Annotated in this window: 26 protein-coding genes; 18 read left to right on the top strand and 8 right to left on the bottom strand. The window is 34.6% G+C overall.

The window, feature by feature from the left end; all coding sequences use genetic code 11:
• Window positions 1-103 precede the first annotated feature (103 nt).
• Window positions 104-1,432, top strand: a complete 1,329-nt coding sequence (gene mtaB / locus ACZ1JT_RS02765) for a tRNA (N(6)-L-threonylcarbamoyladenosine(37)-C(2))-methylthiotransferase MtaB (protein ID WP_465094644.1) — start codon at window positions 104-106, stop codon at window positions 1,430-1,432.
• A gap of 19 nt (window positions 1,433-1,451) precedes the next feature.
• Here the strand turns inward: mtaB and ACZ1JT_RS02760 are convergent, their stop codons facing one another.
• Together ACZ1JT_RS02760 and ACZ1JT_RS02755 are read right to left on the bottom strand one after the other, a co-directional pair.
• Window positions 1,452-1,793 (bottom strand): hypothetical protein, encoded by a 342-nt coding sequence (locus ACZ1JT_RS02760; protein ID WP_465094643.1) that lies wholly within the window; start codon window positions 1,791-1,793, stop codon window positions 1,452-1,454.
• A gap of 66 nt (window positions 1,794-1,859) precedes the next feature.
• Complete coding sequence (locus ACZ1JT_RS02755) at window positions 1,860-2,141, bottom strand: N-acetyltransferase (protein ID WP_465094642.1); 282 nt, start codon at window positions 2,139-2,141, stop codon at window positions 1,860-1,862.
• A gap of 139 nt (window positions 2,142-2,280) precedes the next feature.
• Here ACZ1JT_RS02755 and ACZ1JT_RS02750 point away from each other — a divergent pair, with 139 nt between their 5' ends.
• From ACZ1JT_RS02750 to ACZ1JT_RS02740, 3 genes are read left to right on the top strand one after another with little or no spacing between them, the layout of a single operon-like run.
• Window positions 2,281-2,937 carry an alpha/beta hydrolase gene (locus tag ACZ1JT_RS02750; protein ID WP_465094641.1) on the top strand — a complete coding sequence of 219 codons (657 nt, stop codon included), beginning with the start codon at window positions 2,281-2,283 and terminating at the stop codon, window positions 2,935-2,937.
• Between the two features lies 1 nt (window position 2,938).
• Window positions 2,939-3,838, top strand: a complete 900-nt coding sequence (locus ACZ1JT_RS02745) for a lytic transglycosylase domain-containing protein (RefSeq protein ID WP_465094640.1) — start codon at window positions 2,939-2,941, stop codon at window positions 3,836-3,838.
• A gap of 8 nt (window positions 3,839-3,846) precedes the next feature.
• Window positions 3,847-4,212, top strand: coding sequence for a sulfite exporter TauE/SafE family protein (locus ACZ1JT_RS02740; protein WP_465094639.1), 366 nt, complete (start codon window positions 3,847-3,849; stop codon window positions 4,210-4,212).
• Window positions 4,213-4,247: 35 nt separating this feature from the next.
• Here ACZ1JT_RS02740 and ACZ1JT_RS02735 read toward each other — a convergent pair whose 3' ends face one another.
• Window positions 4,248-4,763 (bottom strand): DUF2892 domain-containing protein, encoded by a 516-nt coding sequence (locus ACZ1JT_RS02735; RefSeq protein ID WP_465095267.1) that lies wholly within the window; start codon window positions 4,761-4,763, stop codon window positions 4,248-4,250.
• A 248-nt stretch (window positions 4,764-5,011) separates the two neighbouring features.
• Between ACZ1JT_RS02735 and rpmH the strand changes: the two genes are divergently transcribed.
• The 3 genes from rpmH to ACZ1JT_RS02720 all read left to right on the top strand — a co-directional run bounded on the left by rpmH (window position 5,012) and on the right by ACZ1JT_RS02720 (window position 9,167).
• On the top strand, window positions 5,012-5,173 hold the full coding sequence (gene rpmH / locus ACZ1JT_RS02730; protein ID WP_008464848.1) for a 50S ribosomal protein L34: 162 nt from the start codon (window positions 5,012-5,014) through the stop codon (window positions 5,171-5,173).
• Window positions 5,174-5,273: 100 nt separating this feature from the next.
• On the top strand, window positions 5,274-8,129 hold the full coding sequence (gene carB / locus ACZ1JT_RS02725; protein WP_465094638.1) for a carbamoyl-phosphate synthase large subunit: 2,856 nt from the start codon (window positions 5,274-5,276) through the stop codon (window positions 8,127-8,129).
• Between the two features lie 81 nt (window positions 8,130-8,210).
• A complete protein-coding gene (locus ACZ1JT_RS02720; RefSeq protein WP_465094637.1) occupies window positions 8,211-9,167 on the top strand; it encodes an ion channel in 957 nt (318 codons plus the stop codon).
• 48 nt (window positions 9,168-9,215) lie between these two features.
• On the opposite strand, the gene ACZ1JT_RS02715 is transcribed toward ACZ1JT_RS02720, so the two are convergent.
• Both ACZ1JT_RS02715 and ACZ1JT_RS02710 read right to left on the bottom strand, forming a co-directional pair.
• Window positions 9,216-9,758 carry a YceI family protein gene (locus ACZ1JT_RS02715; protein WP_465094636.1) on the bottom strand — a complete coding sequence of 181 codons (543 nt, stop codon included), beginning with the start codon at window positions 9,756-9,758 and terminating at the stop codon, window positions 9,216-9,218.
• Window positions 9,759-9,772: 14 nt separating this feature from the next.
• Window positions 9,773-10,132 (bottom strand): hypothetical protein, encoded by a 360-nt coding sequence (locus ACZ1JT_RS02710; protein WP_465094635.1) that lies wholly within the window; start codon window positions 10,130-10,132, stop codon window positions 9,773-9,775.
• A 119-nt stretch (window positions 10,133-10,251) separates the two neighbouring features.
• On the opposite strand from ACZ1JT_RS02710, the gene ACZ1JT_RS02705 reads away from it, so the two are divergent.
• Genes ACZ1JT_RS02705 through ACZ1JT_RS02690 form a run of 4 tightly spaced genes read left to right on the top strand, consistent with a single transcriptional unit; the run spans window position 10,252 to window position 12,815 of the window.
• Window positions 10,252-10,647, top strand: a complete 396-nt coding sequence (locus tag ACZ1JT_RS02705; protein WP_465094634.1) for an OB-fold protein — start codon at window positions 10,252-10,254, stop codon at window positions 10,645-10,647.
• 2 nt (window positions 10,648-10,649) lie between these two features.
• On the top strand, window positions 10,650-11,171 hold the full coding sequence (locus ACZ1JT_RS02700; RefSeq protein ID WP_465094633.1) for an ankyrin repeat domain-containing protein: 522 nt from the start codon (window positions 10,650-10,652) through the stop codon (window positions 11,169-11,171).
• 3 nt (window positions 11,172-11,174) lie between these two features.
• Window positions 11,175-11,930, top strand: a complete 756-nt coding sequence (locus tag ACZ1JT_RS02695) for a T9SS type A sorting domain-containing protein (RefSeq protein WP_465094632.1) — start codon at window positions 11,175-11,177, stop codon at window positions 11,928-11,930.
• Window positions 11,931-11,936: 6 nt separating this feature from the next.
• Window positions 11,937-12,815, top strand: a complete 879-nt coding sequence (locus tag ACZ1JT_RS02690; RefSeq protein WP_465094631.1) for a DUF5777 family beta-barrel protein — start codon at window positions 11,937-11,939, stop codon at window positions 12,813-12,815.
• A 39-nt stretch (window positions 12,816-12,854) separates the two neighbouring features.
• Here ACZ1JT_RS02690 and htpG read toward each other — a convergent pair whose 3' ends face one another.
• Entirely contained in the window at window positions 12,855-14,741 is a 1,887-nt protein-coding gene (htpG, locus tag ACZ1JT_RS02685) for a molecular chaperone HtpG (RefSeq protein ID WP_465094630.1), read from the bottom strand.
• Window positions 14,742-14,902: 161 nt separating this feature from the next.
• On the opposite strand from htpG, the gene ACZ1JT_RS02680 reads away from it, so the two are divergent.
• Both ACZ1JT_RS02680 and ACZ1JT_RS02675 read left to right on the top strand, forming a co-directional pair.
• Window positions 14,903-15,373 carry a lipocalin family protein gene (locus tag ACZ1JT_RS02680; RefSeq protein WP_465094629.1) on the top strand — a complete coding sequence of 157 codons (471 nt, stop codon included), beginning with the start codon at window positions 14,903-14,905 and terminating at the stop codon, window positions 15,371-15,373.
• A gap of 11 nt (window positions 15,374-15,384) precedes the next feature.
• Window positions 15,385-16,080, top strand: coding sequence for a YiaD family glycine zipper/OmpA-like lipoprotein (locus tag ACZ1JT_RS02675; protein ID WP_465094628.1), 696 nt, complete (start codon window positions 15,385-15,387; stop codon window positions 16,078-16,080).
• Between the two features lie 74 nt (window positions 16,081-16,154).
• Here ACZ1JT_RS02675 and ACZ1JT_RS02670 read toward each other — a convergent pair whose 3' ends face one another.
• Window positions 16,155-16,784 (bottom strand): hypothetical protein, encoded by a 630-nt coding sequence (locus tag ACZ1JT_RS02670; protein ID WP_465094627.1) that lies wholly within the window; start codon window positions 16,782-16,784, stop codon window positions 16,155-16,157.
• Window positions 16,785-16,918: 134 nt separating this feature from the next.
• On the opposite strand from ACZ1JT_RS02670, the gene ACZ1JT_RS02665 reads away from it, so the two are divergent.
• Window positions 16,919-17,866, top strand: coding sequence for an ABC transporter ATP-binding protein (locus ACZ1JT_RS02665; protein WP_465094626.1), 948 nt, complete (start codon window positions 16,919-16,921; stop codon window positions 17,864-17,866).
• 90 nt (window positions 17,867-17,956) lie between these two features.
• Entirely contained in the window at window positions 17,957-18,964 is a 1,008-nt protein-coding gene (locus ACZ1JT_RS02660; RefSeq protein ID WP_465094625.1) for a 3-oxoacyl-ACP synthase III family protein, read from the top strand.
• Between the two features lie 228 nt (window positions 18,965-19,192).
• Here the strand turns inward: ACZ1JT_RS02660 and ACZ1JT_RS02655 are convergent, their stop codons facing one another.
• The gene (locus ACZ1JT_RS02655; protein WP_465094624.1) at window positions 19,193-21,745 is read right to left on the bottom strand and encodes a TonB-dependent receptor; all 2,553 of its coding nucleotides are present in this window, start codon (window positions 21,743-21,745) and stop codon (window positions 19,193-19,195) included.
• A 195-nt stretch (window positions 21,746-21,940) separates the two neighbouring features.
• Between ACZ1JT_RS02655 and argS the strand changes: the two genes are divergently transcribed.
• The 3 genes from argS to ACZ1JT_RS02640 all read left to right on the top strand — a co-directional run bounded on the left by argS (window position 21,941) and on the right by ACZ1JT_RS02640 (window position 26,680).
• The gene (gene argS, locus ACZ1JT_RS02650; protein ID WP_465094623.1) at window positions 21,941-23,716 is read left to right on the top strand and encodes an arginine--tRNA ligase; all 1,776 of its coding nucleotides are present in this window, start codon (window positions 21,941-21,943) and stop codon (window positions 23,714-23,716) included.
• A gap of 104 nt (window positions 23,717-23,820) precedes the next feature.
• Window positions 23,821-25,272 carry an SGNH/GDSL hydrolase family protein gene (locus tag ACZ1JT_RS02645; protein WP_465094622.1) on the top strand — a complete coding sequence of 484 codons (1,452 nt, stop codon included), beginning with the start codon at window positions 23,821-23,823 and terminating at the stop codon, window positions 25,270-25,272.
• Window positions 25,262-26,680, top strand: coding sequence for a GDSL-type esterase/lipase family protein (locus ACZ1JT_RS02640; RefSeq protein ID WP_465094621.1), 1,419 nt, complete (start codon window positions 25,262-25,264; stop codon window positions 26,678-26,680). The genes ACZ1JT_RS02645 and ACZ1JT_RS02640 overlap by 11 nt, the downstream gene beginning before the upstream one ends.
• Window position 26,681 lies beyond the last annotated feature (1 nt).

The raw sequence follows: 26,681 nt of genomic DNA, 5'->3' as shown, positions 1-26,681 counted from the left end.
TTGATATTTAATTAACTCATTTTCAAATTGCTTTAAATTTCAAAATACATTACCTTTGCACTCCTCAATTTTTTGACAACGATTTCATTAATTGAGAGTTACTATGGAAAATAAGAAAAAAGTAGCCTTTTATACTTTAGGCTGTAAATTGAACTTCTCTGAAACTTCTACAATTGCCCGTAATTTTCAAGATGAAGGATTCGAACGGGTAGATTTCGAAGAAGTAGCCGATATGTATGTGATTAACACATGTTCGGTTACCGAAAACGCCGATAAACAATTCAAACAAATCGTAAAAAAAGCCTTAAAGCTTAATGAAAAAGCTTTTGTTGCTGCCGTAGGGTGTTATGCCCAATTGAAACCGGAAGAACTGGCTGCGGTAGATGGTGTGGATTTGGTTTTGGGAGCTACTGAAAAATTTAAAATCACCGATTATATAAACGACTTGTCTAAAAACGACATGGGTGAAGTGCATTCTTGCGAAATTGAAGAAGCCGATTTTTATGTTGGAAGTTATTCATTTGGCGATAGAACCCGTGCGTTTTTAAAAGTTCAAGACGGTTGCGATTATAAATGTACGTATTGTACCATTCCATTAGCGCGTGGAATTTCTCGAAGTGATACCATGGAAGGTGTTTTGAAAAACGCTAAAGAAATTTCGGCTAAAGGAATTAAAGAAATCGTTTTAACAGGTGTAAATATTGGTGATTACGGAAAAGGAGAGTTCGGGAATAAAAAACACGAGCACACTTTTTTAGATTTAGTGACCGAACTGGATAAGGTTGAAGGGATTGAACGTCTAAGAATTTCGTCTATCGAACCTAATTTGCTGAAAAACGAAACTATCGATTTGGTCTCTAAATCAAGAGCTTTTGTACCGCATTTTCATATTCCGTTGCAATCGGGATCTAATGATATTCTGAAGAAAATGAAGCGTCGTTATTTGCGTGAATTATATGCTGATAGAGTAGCTAAAATTCGCGAAGTAATGCCGCATGCTTGTATTGGTGTCGATGTAATTGTAGGCTTTCCTGGTGAAACTGATGAGCATTTTTTGGAAACCTATAACTTTTTAAACGAGTTAGAGATATCGTATTTGCATGTGTTTACGTATTCAGAACGCGACAATACAGAAGCTGCTGTAATGGAAGGTGTAGTACCTATGAATGTTCGAAGTAAACGTAGCAAAATGTTACGCGGTTTATCGGTTAAAAAACGACGTGCCTTTTACGAAAGTCAAATTGGAACAACTAGAACCGTGCTATTTGAAGGGGAAAATAAAGAAGGATATATTTACGGATTTACAGAAAATTACGTAAAAGTTAAAACGCCATGGAACCCGGAGTTGGTCAACACGTTGCATGAAGTTAATTTGACTAAAATAGACGAAGAAGGTTCAGTTCGAATGGAGTTTGTGAATGTTACAGTGTAATTTACTGGAATTTTAGTTGTTAATATTTATAGTGGAATCGTAATTTGGTTACACGATAAACATTTTCGCCAAGTTGTTCAATAAATTCGAATTTATTTCGTCCCGGTTGGGTGAACGAAATGATGGAACCAGCAGCAATTTCATAATACATTCCAATGCCTTCCATCATAAAGCGGTCACCGTTTTTTCGATATGCCGAACGAATCAATTCAAATTCGAAAAGATTCCATGTAGATAAATCGGCGTCAAAACTCATTTGTGAAGTACAAATACCTTCGGTTATATCGGCTTTACTACCGTAGTACTTATCGATATTCTCAAAAAAATGAATGATGTCGGTGTAAAATTCTTCGGGACTCATGAATTAAAAGTAAACTATTTTTGTTGAAAATAAAAAAGTCATTCAGGTTTTGAATGACTTTTTAGTTTAAATTTTAATTCCTGGAGGGAGAAGTTCTTTGTAAAGCGGATTTTTTTTGAAAAAACTAATGATTTTCGCATGTGTCGGAACAACCTTGCATTTTTTCTCAACAGCTATTTCCATAATATTCTTCAAAAACTCATCAACCGTATCGGGGTCTAATGTCTCATCGTGATTTAACTTGGTTAAAAAAAGTTTTCGTTCCTGAAGTGAATATTCCAAAGCTAATAAACCTTTATCGGTCTGATTTTCAAACTGTCGAAGTAATTCGTTGTTTTTAATTTCCATAATTGATGTTCCTTTCTTGAAATTTAATACTAAATTAAGAGGAGGTTACGTTGTGAATTCCTTTATAATGAATTATTTTTATGCAAATTTCGGTAAAATCTATCAGATTTCCTGATAATGAAGCGTTAAAACCTTTTCCATGCAAAAAATCCATGTTTATTTTATGCCGGGTTTGGCAGCGAGTCCAAAGATATTTGAGCGAATACTGTTGCCTTCAGAACAATTCGAAATGCATTATTTGGAATGGTTTTTGCCTAATAAAAATGAAACGCTATCGGAATATGCCTTGCGTATGACTAAAAACATCAAACATGAAAATCCGGTTTTAATTGGAGTTTCCTTTGGTGGTATTTTGGTTCAGGAGATGGCTGAAATTATAAAGGTGCATAAAACGATAATTATTTCGAGTGTTAAGTCGAAAGACGAGTTTCCACTCCGATTAAAATTAGCGAAAAACACCAAAATGTATAAACTGATTCCAACGAGTTTGTTTTCGCATGTAGAAGTGTTGATGAAGTTTGGAACAACCGAAAAAGTAAAAGAGCGTTTGGAGTTGTATAAAACGTATCTTTCGGTTAACGATAAAAAATACCTGGATTGGGCCATTGAGCATGTGTTAATCTGGGATAGAAAAAAAATAAACGAAAAAGTAATTCATATCCATGGTGATAACGATGATGTTTTTCCTATAAAGAATATTTCAAATTGTATTCCAGTTAAAGGGGGAACACACGCTATGATTTTGTTTAAATACAAATGGATGAATGAAAACTTGCCTAAAATAATATTAGAATAAAATGATGGATGTATTAAAGAGAATTGCAGCAGCAGGTTTAGTGGTAGTGCTTAGTGGAGTGTTGATTTATGCTACTTCAAATAAAAGTGCTTTGAAAAGAGATTATGAGTTTACGGCTGTACCTACAACTATTGATTTTGCGGGTGAAAAAGCTCCATTAACCGTAACCGATGTTCGTGAACGTTTTGATCGCGAATTAACAGTAAATGCTAATTTGCACGCTACTACAGAATTAGTAATTAAGCGTGCTAACAGGGTTTTTCCGGTTATTGAGCCTATTTTAAAACAGTATGGGATTCCAGATGATTTTAAATATTTGGCCGTAATTGAAAGTGGGTTAATTAATGTAACATCACCGTCAGGCGCAAAAGGTGTTTGGCAGTTTATGCCGTTAACTGCAAAAGAAATGGGTATGGAGGTTAATGATGTCGTTGATGAACGCTACCATTTGGTTAAATCTACCGAAACAGCATGTAAGTATCTGTTGAAAGCTAAAGAAAAAGCAGGTTCTTGGACGTTGGCAGCGGCTTCATATAATGGTGGAACCAATGGGGTTTTGCGTCAAATGGAAGCTCAAAAAATGAACGATTACTACGATTTGTTGCTTAATGATGAAACATCTCGTTATGTTTTCAGAATTTTAGCTTTGAAAGAAATTATGCAATGTCCGTCTAAATATGGTTTTGATTTGCCGAAAGATATTTTATATCAGCCAATACCAACACGTAAAGTTGAAGTTTCAGCTACCATAGATGATTTGGCTCAGTTTGCCATAGATCAAGGAATCAATTATAAAATATTGAAAATTCACAATCCGTGGTTACGCGACACCAAATTGGTGGTTCAATCCAATAAAGTTTATCAAATCGAAATTCCTTTAGAAGGGTATTCTAAATCCTAATGAAAAAAATGACTTTATCTTTAGTTATTGCTTTAATGGTCGTAGGACTGTTGGCAGGTATTTTAAGCGGCTTGATTGGTGTTGGAGGCGGAATCATTATTGTGCCTCTATTGGTTGTGCTAGGGTTTTCTCAACATCAGGCTCAAGGCACAAGTTTGGCTGCATTATTGCCGCCGGTAACATTGTTGGCGGTTCTGAATTATTATAAAGAAGGCTATATCGACTGGAAATACGCAATCATTATCTCGGCAGTGTTTATTGTAGGAGGCTTCCTAGGAAGTAAATTAGCAATAAGTATTGATGAGAAGGTATTGAAAAAGATTTTTGGAGTGATTTTGCTGCTTATTGCAGGTAAGATGATTTTGAGTAAATAGTTGAAATAAAAAAGCGCCTTTATGGGCGCTTTTTGTTATATCTTCTTCAATTGATCTTTCATCATTTTTACTTGGTCTTTTAGCATGTTTTGTTTGTCTAGCTTTTTAACCTCGTTTAATAAATTGGTTGCTTCCACTTTTCTTCGTTTAGTCATTGCAATTCCTGCTAATTGTAGTTTGGCTAGAGCTAAATCCTGATCCATGTTTAATCCTAATTCAATTGCTTTTTTGAAATATTTTTCAGCAGCCGATAAATTAGTTTGCGAATTCATGATTCCGTGCAAGTAATTGAAATAACCTTGTTGTTTTCTAACCAAAGAAGCTTCAGGATTTTTAATGTAATTCAACCATTTTTTTGCGCCATCAAAGTCTTGTTTGCGTAAATGAAAGAACGCTAGTAGTATGAATTCATTTTTAAAATACAATAGTATAAAAATAGAAGAAAGCAGTAATAAGAAAATTCCATTACCAATATTACTTTCAGTAAATTGCCATATTCCCAAAGCAATGATTAAGCCGGCTAGTATTAATTTGATATTTTTGTGAAACATAAGATTGTTTAGTTTAAGGATTGCAAATGTAGTAAATTGAAACGAGTCGTCAAATTTGTTTTTTGAAACTGCTAATGCCTTTTTTATAGCGGCAGACAAAGTAATTGGGATAGATAAATTCAAAAAATGAAATATTTTTATAAAAGAACTTGTCAGAAATAAAAGTCTTTGTATATTTGCACTCGGTTTTGAAGCGAGGTATTTTCAAAGCTGAACCAATTTAAAATCACGATTTAAAGATAAAAGCAATGAGTAAGAGAACGTTTCAACCATCGAAAAGAAAAAGAAGAAACAAACACGGTTTCATGGATAGAATGGCTTCTGCTAACGGAAGAAAAGTATTAGCACGCAGAAGAGCTAAAGGAAGACATAAGTTAACGGTTTCATCTGAGCCAAGACACAAAAAATAATGGTTTTTTAAATCATAAATAGAGCGTTACTTTCAATCGGTAACGCTTTTTTTGTACCTTTTTCATAAATTTTTTACGCAACATACAACAACACAACACAATGCCTAAAGACACTTCAATAAAATCGGTTTTAATTATTGGTTCCGGTCCAATTGTTATCGGACAAGCCTGTGAGTTTGATTATTCAGGATCTCAATCTGCACGTTCTTTACGTGAAGAAGGAATTGAAGTTATTCTGATTAACTCTAATCCTGCAACCATCATGACCGACCCTTCCATGGCCGATCATGTGTATTTAAAGCCACTTACTACAAAATCTATAATCGAAATTCTTAAAGCACACCCGCAAATCGATGCGGTATTGCCAACAATGGGTGGTCAAACGGCTTTAAATTTATGTTTGGAAGCTGATGAAAAAGGAATTTGGCAAGATTTCGGAGTGCGATTAATCGGAGTAGATGTAAATGCTATTAATGTTACTGAAGATCGTGAGCAGTTCAAACAATTATTGGCTAAAATCGAAATTCCAGTTGCACCTGCAAAAACAGCCAACTCTTTCTTAAAAGGTAAAGAAATTGCTCAAGAATTCGGATTCCCATTGGTAATTCGCCCTTCGTTTACTTTAGGGGGAACTGGAGCGGCTTTCGTACACAAGAAAGAAGATTTCGACGATTTATTAACTCGTGGTTTAGAGGCTTCTCCAATCCATGAAGTACTTATTGACAAAGCACTTTTAGGCTGGAAAGAATACGAATTAGAATTATTACGCGATAAAAACGACAACGTTGTCATCATCTGTACTATCGAGAATATGGATCCTATGGGAATCCATACTGGTGATAGTATCACAGTGGCGCCAGCCATGACGCTTTCCGATAGAACGTTCCAAAGAATGCGTGACATGGCGATTTTAATGATGCGTAGTATTGGTAATTTTGCAGGCGGATGTAACGTACAGTTTGCGGTTTCTCCAGATGAAAAAGAAGATATTGTTGCCATTGAAATCAATCCGCGTGTATCGCGTTCTTCTGCATTAGCATCAAAAGCAACAGGATATCCAATTGCTAAGATTGCTACTAAATTGGCGTTAGGGTATTCGCTAGATGAGTTGCAAAATCAAATTACAAAATCAACTTCAGCATTATTCGAACCAACTTTGGATTACGTGATTGTAAAAATCCCACGTTGGAACTTCGATAAATTTGAAGGTGCCGACAGAACTTTAGGATTGCAAATGAAATCGGTAGGTGAAGTTATGGGAATTGGCCGTTCATTTCAAGAGGCCTTACACAAAGCGACACAATCTTTGGAAATCAAACGTAATGGTTTGGGTGCTGATGGAAAAGGATATAAGAACTACGATCAGATTATCGAAAAACTTACCTATGCAAGTTGGGACCGCGTTTTCGTAATTTACGATGCAATTGCGATGGGGATTCCGTTGTCAAGAATTCACGAAATCACGAAAATTGATATGTGGTTCTTGAAGCAATACGAAGAATTATACGCTTTAGAAAAAGAAATTTCTAGCTTTAAAATAGATACATTACCTAAAGAATTGCTTTTAGAAGCTAAACAAAAAGGATATGGTGATCGTCAGATTGCTCATATGTTAGGATGTTTGGAAAGTCAGGTGCATAAACTACGTGATGAAATGGGTGTGAAACGTGTGTATAAATTGGTAGATACTTGTGCGGCTGAATTTAAAGCGCAAACACCTTACTACTATTCAACGTTCGAAGCCGAAATTGAAAGACCAGACGGAACACGTTATGTAGACAATGAAAGTGTGGTAACCGATAAGAAAAAAGTTGTGGTTTTAGGTTCTGGACCCAACCGAATCGGGCAAGGAATTGAGTTTGATTACTCATGTGTTCACGGTGTTTTAGCAGCTGCGGAATGTGGTTATGAAACCATTATGATTAACTGTAATCCAGAAACAGTTTCAACCGATTTTGATACAGCACATAAGTTGTATTTTGAACCAGTGTTTTGGGAACATATTTACGATATCATACAACATGAAAAACCGGAAGGTGTAATTGTACAGTTGGGTGGTCAGACAGCGCTTAAATTGGCAGAAAAATTGAACAAATACGGAATTAAAATTCTTGGTACTAGCTTCGATGCTTTGGATTTAGCCGAAGACAGAGGGCGTTTTTCAGAATTGTTAACCGAATTGAATATTCCGTTCCCGAAATTCGGAGTGGCGGAAAGCGCCGAAGAAGCTTCTAAATTAGCCGATACGTTAGATTTTCCATTGTTGGTGCGTCCTTCGTATGTATTAGGAGGTCAGGGTATGAAAATCGTAATCAACAAACAAGAGTTAGAAGAGCATGTAATTGATTTGTTGAAATCGATTCCGGGTAATAAATTGTTGTTGGATCATTATTTAGATGGTGCTATCGAAGCAGAAGCAGATGCTATTTGCGATGCTGATGGTAATGTGTATATTATCGGAATTATGGAGCATATTGAGCCTTGTGGTGTGCATTCTGGCGATAGTAATGCAACATTGCCACCTTTTAACTTGGGTGAGTTTGTAATGCAACAGATTAAAGAGCATACAAATAAAATTGCGAGAGCTTTAAAAACAGTTGGATTAATCAATATTCAATTTGCGATTAAAGATGATACGGTTTATATCATTGAGGCAAATCCAAGGGCTTCGCGTACCGTGCCGTTTATTGCTAAAGCGTATGGGGAACCGTATGTAAATTATGCAACTAAAGTAATGTTAGGACATAATAAAGTAACCGACTTTACTTTTAATCCGCAATTAAAAGGATACGCTATCAAACAGCCAGTATTTTCATTCAGTAAGTTTAAAAATGTAAATAAAGCTTTAGGACCTGAGATGAAATCAACGGGAGAAAGTATTTTGTTCATTGACGACTTGAAAGACGATCAGTTCTACGAATTGTATTCAAGACGTAAAATGTACTTGAGTAAATAAAATAAAAAAAGCTTCTCTAAAGAAGCTTTTTTTATTTTGATCAAATTAATAGCTTTACTTCTTATTTTATAGAATTAAATTATGGTATTACTCAGACGAATCAATTCGAGGGCTAAAACCGAATCCAATACTGGTTTTGGAACAAATGCTTCTAGCTATGGCGGTCGTTTTATTGATAAAGACGGAAATGCTAATGTAAAAAAAGAAGGAATCGGCTTCATGGAAAGTATCAGTTGGTATCATGCTATGCTTGTGGTGCCACGTTGGAAGTTCCTGTTTGTAATTTTCTTTTTTTACTTATTGGTGAACCTTTTTTTTGCGACTTTATATTGTGTTATTGGGGTTGAAAATTTACATGGAATAACAGCATCTACACCCATGGAAAAGTTTGGTCAAGCCTTCTTTTTTAGCGTGCAAACTTATACAACAGTAGGGTATGGGCATATTAGTCCGTCGGGTTTTTGGGCTAGTTTTTTGGCTTCTATAGAGGCGTTGTTTGGGTTGTTGAGTTTTGCAATAGCAACAGGTTTATTTTATGGACGTTTTAGCAAACCAAAAGCCTATATACGATTTTCGGAAAATGCTATTATCGCTCCTTATGAAGAAATTACAGCACTTATGCTTCGAATGACACCCTATAAAAACACCAATCTTACAGATGCTGAAGCGCGATTGACTTTAGGAATGAGTGTGGAAGAAGATGGGAAGTTGGTGAATAAATTTTATTCGTTGGATTTGGAAATGGAGCGTATCAATGCTTTAACATTGAGCTGGACGTTGGTGCATCCAATTACTGAAGAAAGTCCGTTATTTAATTTGGGAAAAGATGACTTTGATAAAATTAGAGGTGAACTTGTAGTGTTTATTAAAGTTTTTGATGATATGTTTAGTACTTCAGTGGTAAAACGAACCTCATATACTTTTGATGAAATTGTTTTTGGAGCGAAGTTCTTACCTATGTTTTCAAGAAGTAATTCTAGTGATAAAACTATTCTTTTTATCGATAAGTTAAACCATCATGAACGAATTGAATTATAAAAAAAAGACTTTCAAATTAATGAAAGTCTTTATGAACTATAACTAACTTTATTTAAGGACACAGTTTAAACTGATGTTTACTTTTTTTGCGACTTTATTGCTTACGACTTTCGGGATTTGAATGTTGTAGTCGTCGGTCATAACACTGAAATTTGTTTTTAATTCTATTCCGTTGCTAGTTTTCTTGATTTTCGCAGGAATGGTAATTTGTTTTGATTCTCCATGAAGTTCTAGAGTTCCTTTTATGTTGAAATCTTTAAAATCATCTGTGAGTTTAGAGGCATCAAAGTCCGAAACTTTTCCTTTAAAAGTGGCTTTAGGATATCGATTGCTTTCCATGTAATTTTCGTTGAAATGTTCTTCCATTAAAGCAATTTTAAATCGAAAACTTTTAATTAAAACCAAAGCGGCAATTTCACCACTTTCACTATTAAGTATAACCGTTGTGGTATTGCTATTTGCGGCGACTTCTTCAAATGACGGAACCGAAGCTTCAAAATGAATTTCACCGGTTTTGGTAATTTTTTTTGACTGTGCGAATAAAACACCGCTACATAAAATACAACTTAAAAAAAATAGAATTCGTTTCATAAAACTGGAATTAATTATTCTGGGAAACCTGCATTTTTCCATGCGATAATCTGGTCAATTTGCGGTTGAGGTAAACGCGTACCACCAAACGGCATTAAGAAATCGGGATCAAAACTGGAAATTCTGTTAATTAAACCACGGTTAATAACGGCATCTTTTACCAAATCGTATGATAATAAGGCCATTGGAGCGCCATTTTGCGTGGGTTGTGTGTGACAAATGATGCAGTTGCTATCGACAATTGATTTTACAGTGGTGTTGTATGTTACTGCATCGGTTGGTTTGTAATTGTACAAATCTGATTCTGAATCGTTTGAACAACTCGTTATTATCAAGGGAAACACCGCTAAGCAAATAATCTTTTTGTTAATCATGGTTTAATTAATTGCATATTATCGATTAATTTATAGAATATGTCTTAAAGTTACTATTAAAAATGTAAAAATAAAATAATATTTCGTTAAATTTGTGAGAAATAATTTATTTCTATTGTATGAAGAAAATTGGATATCTATTAATTGGAGGTATTGTAGGACTTCTTGCACTTTCGGTGTATTTCTATTTGTATAAATCACATAGAGATATTTCTTCGGAAAAAGAAAGTTATAAAATTACGGCCGATTCAATTCATAAAGAATTTATGACCAATGAAGAAATGGCAAATGCTAAGTTCTTAGACAAAACAATAGAAGTATATGGAAAGGTTTCGGCATTAGACACAAAAGAAAACACTTTGGTTTTAGATGATAAAATGTTTGTTTCCTTTCAAGGTAAAATTCCCGACGATGTTAGAGTGTCTTCGGTAATTCATGTTAAAGGACGTTTTTTAGGGTATGATAATTTACTGGAAGAGATGAAAATGGATCAAAGTAGCACTGTAAACGATTAGTTATGAAAAAATTTATTACGCTAGTATTTTGCTTTTTTGTAGTTCTTGTGGGTTATGCACAGAAGGATGTTTTTGATATAGCCCGTTCAGGAACTGTTGAGGAACTAAAAGTTGTTTTAAAAGAAAACCCAACAGCAATAAATTCCGTAAATAATGATGGTTATAATTTGCTAACATTGGCAACCTACAGAGGTAATAATGCAGTTGCTGCATTTTTAATACGTAACGGTGCAAACATTGATGGGAAAAGTAACTATGGATCACCGCTTATGGCGGCTGTGGTAAAAGGAAATACCGAAATTGCAAAATTACTAATTGAGGCAGGTGCCGATTTAAATGTTTCAGATGCTAGTGGTAATACTGCTTTAATCTATGCAACTATTTTCAAAAAATATGATATCGCAGAAATGCTTGTAAAGGCTTCGGCTATTATAGATTTAAAAGATATACGAGGGAATTCGGCATTAGATTATGCAAAAATAACCAACGATGAAAAATTAATCAATCTCTTCAAAAAACAATAAATTATGAAAAAAACTACGCTCACTTTGTTTGGTTTGCTGTTGGCGACTCTTGCCATGGCACAAACCTATTCAACAGGAACAGTTACTTTTTTTAGTGATTATTCCGGAAAAATAGACGTAACCAGTTCTACAGTTACGCTAACGCTAATTGGCCCTTCAACAAGTTGGCTTGGGGTTGGATTTGATGCAACATCTATGGATGATGTTGGAAGCGATGCTGTTATTTTTGATGGAACATCTATGACCGATAGAACTTTTAACGGAGTAGGGATAATTCCTCCTTTAGACGCTACGCAAAACTGGTCGGTTTCTTCTAATACAGTAGTTACTGGAGTTCGAACGGTAGTAGCAACAAGAGCAAGAAATACGGGTGATAGTAATGATTATGTTTTTCCATTGGCTGCTCAGCCTATCAATATTATATTCGCTAGAAGAGTAGGTTCTACTACTATTGGGTATCATGGTGGTGGTAATTGTGGGGCAACTACAGTTAATCTGGTGTTAGGAACTGATAGTTTTAACATGGAGGCGTTTAAAATTTATCCCAATCCTGCAAAATCGTTTGTTACTATAGATTTACCACAATTGGTTACTGAAGCTAATGTGATATTATACGATTTGCAAGGAAAAAAAGTTTTGGAAAGCAAAGTTAACACCGAAAACAATCGTCTTGACACCTCAATGCTAAATTCGGGTTCTTATTTATTGACCATAAAAACGAGTGAAGGCGAAGGAACCAAAACATTAGTAATTAACTAATTTTCTATGAGGAAATATATACTAGCATTGTTGCTTATTCCTTTTCTAGGAAATGCACAAGATGATTTATTGTCTGAAATAGACACGGTTAAAGTTGATACCAAGGTAGAATCGGCTTTTAAATCTTTGAAAATAGTTAATCTGGAATCAACAAAATTAGCTGCCAGAAAAGATTTTTACTTTATTGTAGCACATCGTTTTGATTATTTGAAGCACGGGTTCGATGATTTTTTTGGTCTAGATAACGCCAATACACAACTTAAATTTGTTTATGGTTTAACCGATTGGCTAACGGTGCATGTTTCACGAAGTGGTTTTCAAGAAACGTACGATATGGCTGCCAAGTATAGATTGGTTCAGCAAACAACTGATGGTTCGCTGTTTACAATTGTAGGTTTTAATAGTATTGCAATTAATACCGAAATGAAGAAAAAAAATTATCCGGAAATGGATTTTAATAATAGGTTGAGTTATGTAACGCAATTGCTCATTTCAAGAAAGTTTAATGAAAAAATTTCTTTAGAATTGGCACCTACTTTTTTCCATGAAAACACGGTTCGCGATACTTTTGATGATACCGGAAGTGTGATTTTACCAAATCCTCAAAGCAATAGCCAATTTGCAATTGGAATGGGAGGACGATACAAATTAACACATCGATGGTCTGTAAACATGGATTATGCGGCTCATTTAAACCGAGCTTCAGAATCGTTGTACCGAAACCCACTTTCTGTTGGTGTGGATTTAGAAACCGGAGGGCATGTTTTTCAAATGCATTTTACCAATTCCAGGGCTATGCATGAAACCGGCTTCTTAGGACAAACTGCCGGAAGTTGGAGTAAAGGAGAAATTTGCTTCGGATTTAATTTGGTTCGTGTTTTTTAAAAAAATAAGCCTGTACATCGTACAGGCTTTTATATAAGATTACTTTAAGGTTTCAAAACTTCGTTTAACAAACGCGGTCAATGCTTCTCCTTTTAAAAGACCTTGCGATAGTTTTGCCAAATCCAGCGCTTGATTTACTAAATTTGTTTTCACTGCTTCATTTTCGGTATTTAAGATGGTAGCAGCTAAATTGGAATTGGTATTTACAACCAAGTTATACATGTCAGGGAAGTTACCCATTCCAAACATTCCGCCACCGCCACTCTGACTCATTTCTTTCATACGTCTCATGAATTCCGGTTGTGTTATTATAAAAGGCGAAGCCGAACTGTCTAAAGCTTCCATTTGAACGGTATAATTTTCTTTAGGAACTATAGTTTCTAGTGTAGCTTTTAGTTTTTCAGTTTCCTCTTCAGATAATTTTGAATGTTGTGTGTCTTCTTTCTGAATCAACTTATCAATATGATCAGCATCAACACGAACAAATGTTACGTTTTCGTTATCTGCTTCCAATTTCTGAATTAAATGCGATACAATTGGCGAATCCAATAAAACTACTTTATATCCTTTTTCTTTGGCAATATCAATATAACTGTGTTGCGCATCAATATTAGAGGCATATAAAACTACGAGTTTATTGTTTTTGTCAGTTTGATTGTCCTTTAATGTTTCTTTTAATTCCTCTAAAGTATAATAGTTTTGGTCTGTAGTAGGATACAGCATAAAAGAACCGGCTTTTTCGTAGAATTTAGGTTCCGATAGCATTCCGTACTCTAAAACAATTTTGATGTCATTCCATTTGGCTTCAAAATCTTCACGGTTTTCGGTAAATAACGATTTTAGCTTGTCTGAAACTTTACGCGTGATATAGTTGGAGATTTTCTTAACATTACCATCAGCTTGAAGATAAGAACGTGAAACATTCAGCGGAATATCTGGTGAATCAATTACTCCTTTCAGCATAGTTAAAAATTCAGGTACAATTCCTTCTACATTATCAGTTACAAAAACTTGATTTTGATAAAGTTGAATTTTATCCTTTTGAATTTGAAGATTGGCATCCAATTTTGGAAAATATAATATTCCGGTAAGGTTAAATGGATAGTCTACATTCAAATGGATATTGAATAAAGGTTCGTCAAATTGCATAGGATACAATTCGCGATAAAAGTTTTTATAATCATCGTCACTTAAATCTGTTGGTTGTTTGGTCCAAGCCGGATTCGGATTGTTTATAATGTTATCAACCTCTTGATATTCCGGTTTGTAATCGTCTCCTGCATTTTCAGGTTTAGGTAATGCTTCTTGTTTGGTTCCGAATTTAATTGGAACCGGCATGAATTTATTATACTTGGTTAAGAGTTCTTTAATGCGAAACTCTTCCAAAAACTCTAAAGAATCCTCAGCGATATGTAAAATAATTTCGGTTCCACGTTCTGTTTTGGTGTGTGGCTCTAAAGTGAATTCAGGGCTGCCATCACATATCCAATGCGCAGCAGGTTCGTCTTTAAACGATTTAGTGATGATTTCAACTTTTTCAGCAACCATAAAAGCGGAATAAAATCCTAATCCGAAATGTCCTATAATTCCTGAATCTTTGGCAGAATCTTTATACTTGTTCAAGAATTCTTCTGCTCCGGAAAAAGCAACCTGATTGATGTATTTCTCTACTTCTTCGGCAGTCATACCCAATCCTTGATCGATGATGTGAAGTTTTTTACCTTCTTTGTCGATTTTTACTTCAATAATTGGATTTCCGTATTCGGTTTTAGCTTCTCCAATGCTGGTTAAATGTTTTAATTTTAAAGTAGCATCAGTGGCATTGGAAACCAATTCACGAAGAAAAATTTCATGGTCACTGTATAGAAATTTCTTGATTAACGGGAAGATGTTTTCAACCGAAACATTAATTTTTCCTGTAGTCATAGTGTATTAATTTTTAAATGTTTCTTGATGGTTGTCAAAAAAAATACCAAAGCGTAAAATGTGACAAAATGACCGAATTGGGTTGAATTAATTTTTTGTTAATATGAGATGTTAAAGAATATTTGTGTTAAATTTGTAAGAACATTCAAATTAAAAAAACTATGAAGCGATTAATTTTATTGATGCTGATTTCAATTTTTGCAGTTGGTTGTAAGAGCAATCCGGCTACAAAATTGGATATGAAATCGGAAGTTGGATTAAAAGGAAATTGGAAGATTACATCAGTTAACTATACCGGTTCCGAATACTTTAAAGTAACTTCATTTAATATTGCCGACTCTAAGTGTTTTGTAGGAAGTAATTGGAAATTTGTATCCAATAATAATACGGGAGAAATGGCACTTACAAGTTCAAATTGCGTTTCTTATGCAAGTAAAATAACTTGGTTTATTAATAAGGAAGGTAATATTGTAATGAAGTTCTTGACAGAAGGTGTTAAAGCAAAACACACTACATCTGGATATGTATTACGTGTGGCAAATCAAACTGGCAATGCTTTTCAATTGATTGATAAAGTAAATGTTGGAGGTAATACATCGGATATTGTTTATCAATTTGAAAAAACTAACTAAAAGTATAAAAGATGAAAAAAATAAGTATATGTGTTCTGGCATTATCAATTACTTTAGGTGCTAGTTTTACAAGTTGTGAATCGGTAAAAAACACAAATAAAACACAAAGAGGTGCGGCTATCGGAGCTGTTGGTGGAGCTGTTATTGGTGGAATTCTAGGGAATAACATTGGAAAAGGAGGAAAAGGTGCTTTAGGAGCTGTTATTGGTGGTGTTGTTGGTGGTGTTGCCGGTGGTTTAATCGGAAACAAAATGGATAAGCAAGCTCGTCAAATACAAGAGGCTTTACCTGGCGTTGAAGTAGAGCGTGTAGGAGAAGGTATCAAATTGGTTTTGGGTGAGAATTCGGTAAATTTCGATTTCAACAAAGCTACATTAACTGCTACTGCAAAACAAAATTTAGACAAATTGGTGCCTGTTTTTAAAGAGTATCCAGATACTGACATTCAAATTTTTGGATATACTGATAGTAAAGGTTCTGATGAGTATAACTTAAACCTTTCAAATCAACGTGCGGCGGCTGTAATGAATTATTTGAGTTCAAAAGGTTTAGTTTCATCTCGTTTTAAAACAGTTGGAATGGGAGAGGCAGATCCTATTGCTGATAACGAAACCGATGCAGGAAGAGCTAAAAACCGTCGTGTAGAATTTGCTATCACAGCAAATGAAAAAATGGTTCAAGACGCTAAACAACAAGCGGGACAATAATCATAAAATTGTTAGAAATAAAAAAAACCAATATCATTCGATATTGGTTTTTTTATTTTAGAAACAGTAAGTTTTTATTCGCTACCAAACGTATATGAAAGTCCTACTGTGAAATTGTATATAAATGTTGAAGTTGCATTTGGTGAACCATGAAACTCAGGGCTGGTATAGGTGTAATTACCATCAAACCAATAATGTTGCGAAAGATGTATAATACCAGTAGCATCTACACCAACAGCTAAATTATCAGTAATTGAAAATTGAGGGTTAATTCCAAAAATAATATTTCCAATCTCGTCAGTTCCACCTTGGGGTATGGTAACCGATTTGATCATTGAATATCCAACTCCGGCATGAGTTAATACATTAAATGTTTGATTGTAAAAATAACTTCTTTGATCCAATAAGTTTGTTAAGTTACAAACAGCTTGAATCGAAATTCGAGACACATCAACTCCTTTTTCTTTTGGGGTTTCTTGTGTTCTGAACTTATCCATACCATAATCAAGTTTAACACCCCATGTGTCTCCAAGCATATATCGCAAACCGAAATCTAAGTGAGATAAATCATGTAAACCTGGGTCTTTTACTCCAGAAATACCATAATTGGCATCAATGGAAAAGTTGTTGTAAACTCTTTGGCTAAAAGTTACAGAAGAAATCAAAAGGAATATGATTGTCAGTTTTTTAGCTGAAAAAATCATTTTTAGTAGGTTAAAAATTTCATGCAATATTAGGCATAAACTTTCAATTATCGAAAAAAGTTGATTTAAAAAACAGATAAACATTGTGTTAGCCAAATAATAACCCTTTACTTTTGTAGTGAAAATTAAGTTAGATGTTAGAGTTAAAGTCCGTTTCTTTTGGATATACAGACCAAAAAATAATTAATGAAATATCTTTTCAGTTAAAGGAAGGTGATAACATTGCCATAATTGGAGAAAGTGGTTGTGGGAAAAGTACGTTACTAAAACTGATTTATGGCTTACACGATGTAGATGAAGGCACTATTTTTTGGAAAGATGAACAAGTATTGGGGCCAAAATTCAATTTGGTACCAGGGATGCCTTATATGAAGTATTTGGCTCAAGATTTTGATTTAATGCCTTATATAACTGTAGCCGAAAATGTTGGAAAATACCTTTCTAATTTTTTTCCAAATGAAAAAAAAGAACGTATTGCCGAACTTTTAGAAGTTGTGGAAATGACGGAATATGCTAACGTGAAAGCAAAATTTTTAAGTGGCGGACAGCAACAGCGTGTCGCTTTAGCAAGGGTTTTAGCACTTGAACCTGAACTTCTGCTTTTAGATGAACCTTTCAGTCATATTGATAATTTTAGAAAAAACGCATTGCGAAGAAATTTGTTCGCCTATTTAAAGTCGAAAGGAATTTCGGTACTTATTGCCACTCACGATAGTGTTGATGCGCTTTCCTTTTCCGATGAAACAATAATACTAAAAGAAGGCAGCATACTCGATAAAAGAAAATCATTTGATGTTTACAATACACCATTGTCAAAATATGGAGCTTCGTTGTTTGGCGAAGTAAACGAAATAAACCTTTCAGAATTGCTAATAGATGAGTCGGATGATAAAATAGTTTATTTATACCCACATCAGTTAAAGGTAGTTGAAAACGGTATTTTTAAAGTAAGTGTCCGACAGTCCTATTTTAAAGGCAATCACTATTTAATCAAAGCTGCCCGAAATAACAAAGCTATTTTTTTCGAGCACACAACCGAACTGAATAAAAACGATGAGGTTATACTTGGGTTAGCTAGATAGAATCTGTTCTCTTGTTATAAAACCTTTTTAGTTAGGTGTTTTAGTTAGGAATTGTTAAATTAGTAGTTCAATTTTTATAAAAATAAAGAAATGTATCATTCAAAAATTTCAGGATTAGGTTATTACGTTCCAGAGAATGTTGTTACCAATGATGATTTGTCTAAAATAATGGATACCAATGACGAATGGATCCAAGAAAGAACGGGAATTAAAGAAAGACGACATATTATACGCGGTGAAGATACGACCACTTCAATGGGCGTAAAAGCTGCTAAAATTGCTATTGAGCGCTCTGGAGTTGCTAAAGAAGATATCGATTTTGTAATCTTTGCAACATTGAGTCCGGATTATTATTTTCCAGGTCCGGGCGTTTTAGTGCAACGTGATTTAGGATTGAAAACGGTTGGTGCACTCGATGTTCGTAACCAATGTTCTGGATTTGTTTATGCTGTTTCCGTTGCCGATCAATTTATTAAAACCGGAATGTATAAGAATGTTTTGGTTATTGGTTCCGAATTGCATTCTACAGGTTTAGACATGACTACACGTGGTCGCGGAGTTTCTGTGATTTTTGGAGATGGAGCTGGAGCTGCCGTTTTAAGTCGAACGGAAGATACTACAAAAGGGATTTTATCAACTCATTTGCATTCTGAAGGACAGCATGCCGAAGAATTAGCTTTAATTGCTCCGGGAATGGGGAAACGATGGATTACTGATGTGATACAAGATAATGATCCTAACGACGAGAGTTATTATCCGTACATGAACGGACAATTTGTATTTAAAAATGCAGTAGTTCGTTTTAGTGAAGTGATTATGGAAGGACTTCAGGCAAATGATTTACAAGTTTCTGATATTAATATGCTTATTCCACATCAAGCAAATCTTAGAATTTCACAATTCATTCAACAGAAATTTAAACTGCAAGATGACCAAGTGTACAACAACATCCAAAAATATGGAAACACTACTGCTGCGTCTATTCCAATTGCTCTAACAGAAGCTTGGGAACAAGGAAAGATTAAAGAAGGAGACTTGGTGGTATTAGCCGCATTTGGTTCCGGATTTACTTGGGGTAGCGTAATTATTCGATGGTAAATTCTTGTGAATTTTTTCTAAATTCTCAATTTTTTAATTGTTGGTTATAAACTTAATTATCGACAGCATATTTTTTGGATAAGGTTTTTAATACCGCATTCGATTTAAAAAAATATAGAGATGATCTGGTAGTGAAATCTTTAAAGTTTTATAAATAATAAAAAACCTCGAAGTTTAAAAGCCTCGAGGTTTTTTGTAAATATAAAATCGAAAAATAAAAACTCTAAATTAGAACATACCACCACTACCTTGGGTTTCGTTTTGGTCACGTTGCTTGCGTTGTAAAGCTCTGTTTTTTCCACCACCAAACATGTAGTTGAAACCTATGTAGAATGTTTGATTTTCCCAATAGAAAGCACCATACTGTCTGTAAGGAATGTTTCCGTCGAAAGCAAAACGCATGTTGTTGAAAACATCATTAAATCGTCCGGTTATGGTTCCTTTTCCTTTTAAAACATTGTATGTTGCTCCAATATCAGCTTTGTACATTTCTTTTCTTGCAAATTGTAAACTTAAATCACGTCCGCGATACATTCCAAACAATTGAAAACGCAAGTTTTTTGTAGCTGTGAATGTATTGTTGATTCTAGTATTGAATGTGGTAACATCTACGGATGCATTTTCTAATTCATTAGTAGTTGCATTTTGAATGGTTCCGCGAACGGTTTTAAAATACGCATCAGAACTAGCATTTACAGCCCACCATTTTGTGAATTTTAAATTTGCAGAAGCTTCAATACCATAAGCATTATTATCACTAAAGTTATTGTATGATAAAATTTTACGGTTGTTTGAAGGATCGTTAGGGTCGTTAAACACAACTCTTGAAATTTCATCATGAATTCTTCTATAAAAAACGCCAGTAGTAAACGAACCTAATTTTGAATTTCGGGTATAATTTACTTCAAATGAATTGGTAAACTGAGGTTTTAATGACGGATTACCTCTTGATTCCATTAAAGGGGTTGTCCATTCTCTAATCGGACTAATTTGTCCAATGCTTGGCCTGTCTACTCTTCTTGAATAATTAAAGTTAATAGTGTTTTTGTCGTTCATCGCATAGGTTAAAAATGCCGAAGGATAAACAGTGAAAATATCATCCGTAACACGATCTTTCAAGTTCTCTGAAGAAGTTTGTGGTGTTAAATCCGATTGGAAACGAGTTTGGTTGCGTTCAAAATCACCAGTAATGTTGTAATATTCTACCCGTAAACCAATTTGCGAACTCCATTTGCTAGTCCATTCTGTTCCGAAATTAGCATACACCGCACTAATATCTCTGTTGAATTTGAAATTATAATCCGAATTGCTTGAAAAAGTATATGGCGTAACATATTCGTTACCGTTTTCAGTAGCAATGAAATTGTTTTTTGTTGTCTGAATTCTCGTTTCAGCACCCAATTCTAATTTGTTTTTTTCTGTAATTGGATTGGTATAATCGATGTTAACCTGAGTGTAATCTGTAACACCATCAATTAAGTTTCTTGAATTAGAATAACGGTACAGATTGCCCGATGATTCGTGTTCGTCATTTAGATACGATGTGTCTTCTGTATTTTTGGTTTTTGAATGATTTAATTGAAATTCGATTTTCTTATCCTTTTTCTCAAAATCATGTTTATAAGCCAAGTCATACGTCTGATTGTTGTTTTCTGTTTCGCTTCTATTGGATTGATTAGTGTCATTGTTCACTGAAGCATTATAGTTAATGGCAGTGTTTCCGTCACCATCACTATGTGTAATGTTTTGGTTTGTGTAAAACGACAATGTATTTTTTTCATTTATGTAATAATCCATACCTACTTTAATTAAGTGTGAATTATTTCGGTTTCTAAATTCAAAATTCTGCAAATTTTCACGTCCGGGATTAGCACTGTTTACATATCCGTGATTAGCATTAATACCGTGATTGTACCCATAATTGGTATAAAAATTTACTTTTCCAACTTTGTAATTCAGATTTAAAGCCGAGTTGGTTTTTGGAGTTTTACCAAAAGTAACTCCGGTATTGATAGAGCCATTAAAACCGTTGTTGGTATTTTTATGTAAAATAATGTTGATAATACCACTCATTCCTTCTGGGTTGTATTTAGCCGAAGGGTTGGTAATAAGTTCTACTTGTTTGATGGATGACGATGGGATTTGTTGTAGCAATTGCGCTGCTTCAATATTAGAGGGTTTGCCATCAATTAAAACACGAACGTTGCTGTTTCCACGTAAACTAAGTTCTTTCGTTTGTGGGTCAATGCTAACTGTAGGAACGTTGTTTAATATTTCTGAAGCAGTTGTACCCGAAGCGATTAAATCTTTTCCAACGTTAATTACTTTTCTGTCAATTTTTTGAACCATACTCGAGCGTTCGGCAACAACTTGAACGCCTTCTAATTGTGTAGCTTCAGCTTCAATACCTATGGTTCCCATATTTACCGATTTGTTATCGCTGCTTAAAGTTACTTTTTTGGTGTAGTTTTTATATCCAATAAATTGAATTTCAATGGTGTATGTTTTTAATTCAAGATTTGGAATAACAAAGTTTCCATTGTCTTGAGAAATAGCTCCTGTAACCACTTTATCTCCATCTTTAACAGAAACAGAAGCGTAACCAATAGGTTCTCCAGTGATTTTGTCTATAATTTTTCCTGAAATACTTCCAGGGTTCCCTGCGGCACTCATAGCTCCCTGAGCAAATAATGAGCTTATTGACGCAAAAAAACAAACGAGTAATAATTTGATTTTCATGTGATTGATTTGATTGATGATTTTTGTTTTTTTCTGTAGCATAACAGTTTGAGGCAATTATTTTTTACTGTAAAATAGACTGCGAAACTACAACTTTGTTACACTATTTTTGAAAAAAATCTTTATTTGAATAAAATATCCGATAAAAAGCCTTTTTTGAAGCCTTATTTTTGTGAATTTCTAATTTCTAAATTATGGAATTAAGCGTATCTTTGCACGCTTAAAAAACAGATAGCTATGGTACTTCAACAAATTCTTACGGAAAAAATCCAGAAAGCAGTTCAGGATTTATTTGATGTTACACTTGAAAAGGTAGAGTTTCAGGCAACCCGTAGGGAATTTGAGGGCGACATAACCGTAGTTATTTTTCCACTTTTAAAGTTGGTAAAAAGTAATCCTGTTGAGTTAGGAAATAAAATTGGAGATTATTTGGTTCAATATGTGGCCGAAGTAAATCGTTTTAATGTGGTTTCCGGCTTTTTGAATATTGTGATTTCGGATAGTTATTATTCGAATTTCTTCAATACCATAAAAGATGATTCTCATTTTGGGTTTGTTCAACCTCATGAAGGCGATAAAGCTGTTATGGTAGAATATTCTTCGCCTAACACCAACAAACCATTGCATTTAGGTCACATTCGAAACAATCTTTTAGGGTATTCGGTGGCAGAAATTTTAAAAGCTTCGGGTAAAAAAGTATATAAAACACAAATTATCAACGATCGCGGAATCCACATTTGTAAATCGATGTTGGCTTGGCAGAAATTTGGTAATGGAGAAACGCCTCAAACTTCTGGATTAAAAGGCGATAAATTGGTTGGGAAATACTATGTGGAGTTTGATAAGGCATATAAAACTCAAATTAACGATTTAATTGCTCAAGGTAAATCGGAAGATGAAGCTAAAAAGCAAGCACCAATAATTATTGAAGCACAACAAATGCTTTTGGATTGGGAAGCGGGTAAACCTGAAATTATCGAACTTTGGAAAACCATGAACCAATGGGTGTATGATGGTTTTGGCGAGACCTATAAAAATCTTGGTGTAGATTTCGATTCGTATTACTACGAGAGCAATACCTATCTGTTAGGAAAAGAAGTGGTACAATTTGGTTTAGAAAAAGGCATTTTCGAAAAAGATCCGGACGGTTCGGTTTGGATAGATTTGACTGCCGAAGGGTTAGACCGAAAAATTGTGTTGCGTTCAGACGGAACAGCCGTTTACATGACACAAGATATTGGAACTGCTATTCAACGTGTAAAAGACAACCCAGATGTTGGAGGAATGGTGTACACTGTGGGTAACGAGCAGGATTATCATTTTAAAGTATTGTTTCTGATTTTGAAAAAACTTGGCTTCGAATGGGCCGAAGATTTATATCACTTGTCTTATGGAATGGTAGAGTTGCCTTCCGGGAAAATGAAATCGCGTGAAGGAACCGTTGTGGATGCCGATGATTTGATGGAAGAAATGACGGCTACGGCTCAATCGATTTCTGAAGAATTAGGAAAATTAGACGGCTATTCGGATGCAGAAAAAGCCGAATTATATAAAGTTATCGGTCTTGGGGCGTTGAAATATTTCATGCTAAAAGTGGATCCGAAGAAAAACATGATGTTCAACCCGGAAGAATCGGTTGATTTTGCTGGAAATACTGGGCCATTCATTCAGTATACCTATGCAAGAATTCAGTCGATATTAAGAAAGGCTGAATTTAATTTAGATGCCAACATTGTGGTAGAATTACACGAAAAAGAAAAGGAGTTGTTGAAACAAATTGCTCTTTTTTCAGGTGTTATTCAAGATGCGGCTAAAAATCACAGTCCAGCCTTAATAGCAAATTACACTTACGATTTGGTAAAAGAATATAATTCATTCTATCAGTCGGTTTCGATTTTGGGTGAAGAGGATGAAAACAAAAAAATCTTCCGTGTACAATTATCGAAAAAAGTAGGCGAAGTAATTAAATCAGCTTTTGGATTATTGGGAATCAATGTTCCTGAAAGAATGTAAAAAATAAAGCGACAAGTAAAAAGGGAAAAGGAAAAAGTACTTTCTGAGTGAACAGTTTTTGCTTATCTCTTATCCCTTTCAACTTCTCCCTTAAAAACAAAAAAGTGAACCAAAATAAACCATATTTTCTTCAGTCACTAGCCATTTTTGCGGTTTCCATAGCTGCATTTTTGGTGTTTAAATCATTTTTACCAAAGAAAATATTTTCTGAAAGTACTGTAAACGCTAAAAACGTTGTGATTGACAGTTTGCTTTTAGAAGCAATCGAAGAAGATAAAACAGCAGAAGAAGGCGATACACTTTCCAATCAGCCTATCGAATTTCAAGCGGTAAATGGAATTACGTTTCCAGACGAGACCTTTGGCGATTATAAAGGATATCAGCATTTGGTTCAGTTTTATGAAAAATTATATCAATTGGAAACTTCCCATCAAGGCAATGTGCGAATTGCTTATTTTGGGGATTCAATGACCGATGGTGATATGATTGTTCAGGATTTTAGAACGAATTTCCAAAATCAATTTGGAGGTCAAGGTGTTGGATTTGTTAATATTACTTCCGAATCGGCTGCGTCAAGAAATTCTATTAAGCATGAATTCTCCACCAACTGGAAAACGCAATCGTATTTAAATGTAAAAAAACCACGTAGCCCATTTGGGGTTAACGGACATGTTTTCTTCGCGAACGATACGGCTCATGTAGAATGGGTTAAATACAAAGCGAGCAACCTAAAAAACCTAACCGAATTATATAACCCAACGCTGTTTTACGGGAAATCGAGTAATAAAAGTGGAAAAATCGGATTCAGTATTGGCAAGGATACGGTCTATAAAAAGTTAACACCTCAAAAACTTGTCAATACCCTTGTTGTTGGAAATACTGTTAAAAATTTAAAAGTCGATTTTATAAAAGCCGATTCTATTCCTATTTATGGCTTTAATTTTGATGATGGTAAAGGGGTGCATGTGGATAATTTCTCAAATCGTGGAAATTCAGGATTACCAATCGGAACATTTAATACCGAAGTAATGCGCCAATTTCAAGATAAATTGGGATACGATTTAATTGTATTGCATTATGGTACTAATGTGTTAAATTACGGTTCATTGAATTACAGTTGGTATGAAAAACGAATGAAAAACGTTGTTAATCATTTGAAAGAGTGTTTTCCGGGTGTAACGATATTGATTGTTTCTACAGCAGACAAAGCCACGAAATACGATTTAGAAATGAAAACCGATTCGGCAGTCGTACCATTAACTTTAGCCCAAAAAAAATATGCAATTCAGTCGCAAGCGGGGTATGTTAATTTGTACACGTTAATGGGAGGTGATGGTTCGATGGTTAAATGGGTGGACGAAGTACCTTCATCGGCAAATAAAGATTATACGCATTTCAATTACCGTGGTGCGAAAAAAATATCGGCTATGATTTACAATCAAATTTTCGAAGGGTATCAACAGTACAAGAAGTTGAGAGCAAATCGTAAAACCAATTTGCCAGCCAAAAAAAAGGATAGTGTAGTAACTCAAAAAGATAGCCTACGTGAAGAGTAAGTTTTTAATGGTATTGTTTGGTGTTTTTACACTTTCGCTATCGGCTCAAGTAACCGATTCTACTTTCGTGGAAGAAGATACTTTGGGTATGGAAGAAAAATTGAGTTACGGTGAAAATGGAATTTCAAATGTAAAGGCCTTAGATCGTTTTTTTGAGAAACTATATCTGCTAGATACTAAAAAATTGGGTAAGGTTCGAATTGTCCATATGGGTGATTCTCATATTCAAGCGGATTTATTTACGGGTGTTATAAGGAAAAATCTTCAGAATAGATTTGGTAATGGCGGATTGGGTTTTTCGTTTCCTCATAATTTAGCGCGAACCAATGGAAGTTACTTTATTCGTTATTCATCTAATGAATCATGGAGTAATCATCGTTTAACCAAAGAGAAAAACGGAAGTCCAATTGGGCTGAGTGGAATTTCCTTGACAACAAATTCTGATGATTTTGCAGTAGAAATAAATGTAAGGGATACCGCTTATTTGTTTAATTCGTTGAAAATTCTTTCACCTGGAAATCAAAATATGTTTGAATTGGCTACTTCGAAGAAAACCATTACGTTAGAATCGAATGTGCCTAAAAAAATAACGCACAAAATTAAAAAAGGTGAAGCTATTTCAATTATAGCCGATAAGTATAATGTTTCTATTGCCGAGTTGAAAAGAGTGAATCATTTAAAATCGAATGCTATTCAAGCGGGTAAAACATTGAAAATCCCAACAAGTGAAATGCAAAAACGAAGTATAAGTCGCTCAGAATTCATTCCGTTAGGGATTAATACAGAGGTAAACACGCATTCGTTTTACGCTGAAAAGCCAATGGATAAAATCTATTTGATAGCGAATAAAACCGCACAAACATTTGCTCTTAATGGTTTAATTTTTGAAAATAACGAACCGGGTATAACTTATAGTACCATTGGTGTAAACGGTGCGAAAGCTTCCGATTATAATAAATATCCGTTGTTTTTTGAACAAACTCCAGCCTTAGAAGCCGATTTAATTGTAGTGTCTTTGGGTACGAATGAAACGTTTGATAAGATGCAAGTGAGTGATTATATGGCTCAATTGAATCAGTTTGTAGCTAATATCAAGCAAAAAAATCCAAACGTAGAGATTTTAGTGATGTCACCTCCACCATCGTTGTTGTATCGTCGTTCTTTAAATCGTTTTGCTGATGATTATGCAAAAGCGATAAATGCACAGGCAAGTGTTGAAAATTTTGCAGCTTACGATTTATTTGCTGTCATGGGAGGGATGTATGGCGTAAATAAAAATTATAAAAACGGATTAATGTCTGGTGATAAAGTGCATTACACAAAAGCGGGCTATGAAAAGCAAGGCACACTTTTTAGTGAAGCACTTTTAAATGCTTACGAGAATTTTAAAGCAAACAAGAAGAATTAAT

The organism is Flavobacterium sp. IC2-16 (assembly GCF_055521455.1).
The sequence above is the reverse complement of the archived record's forward strand: the minus strand, read 5'-3'. Positions and strand labels throughout refer to the sequence as shown.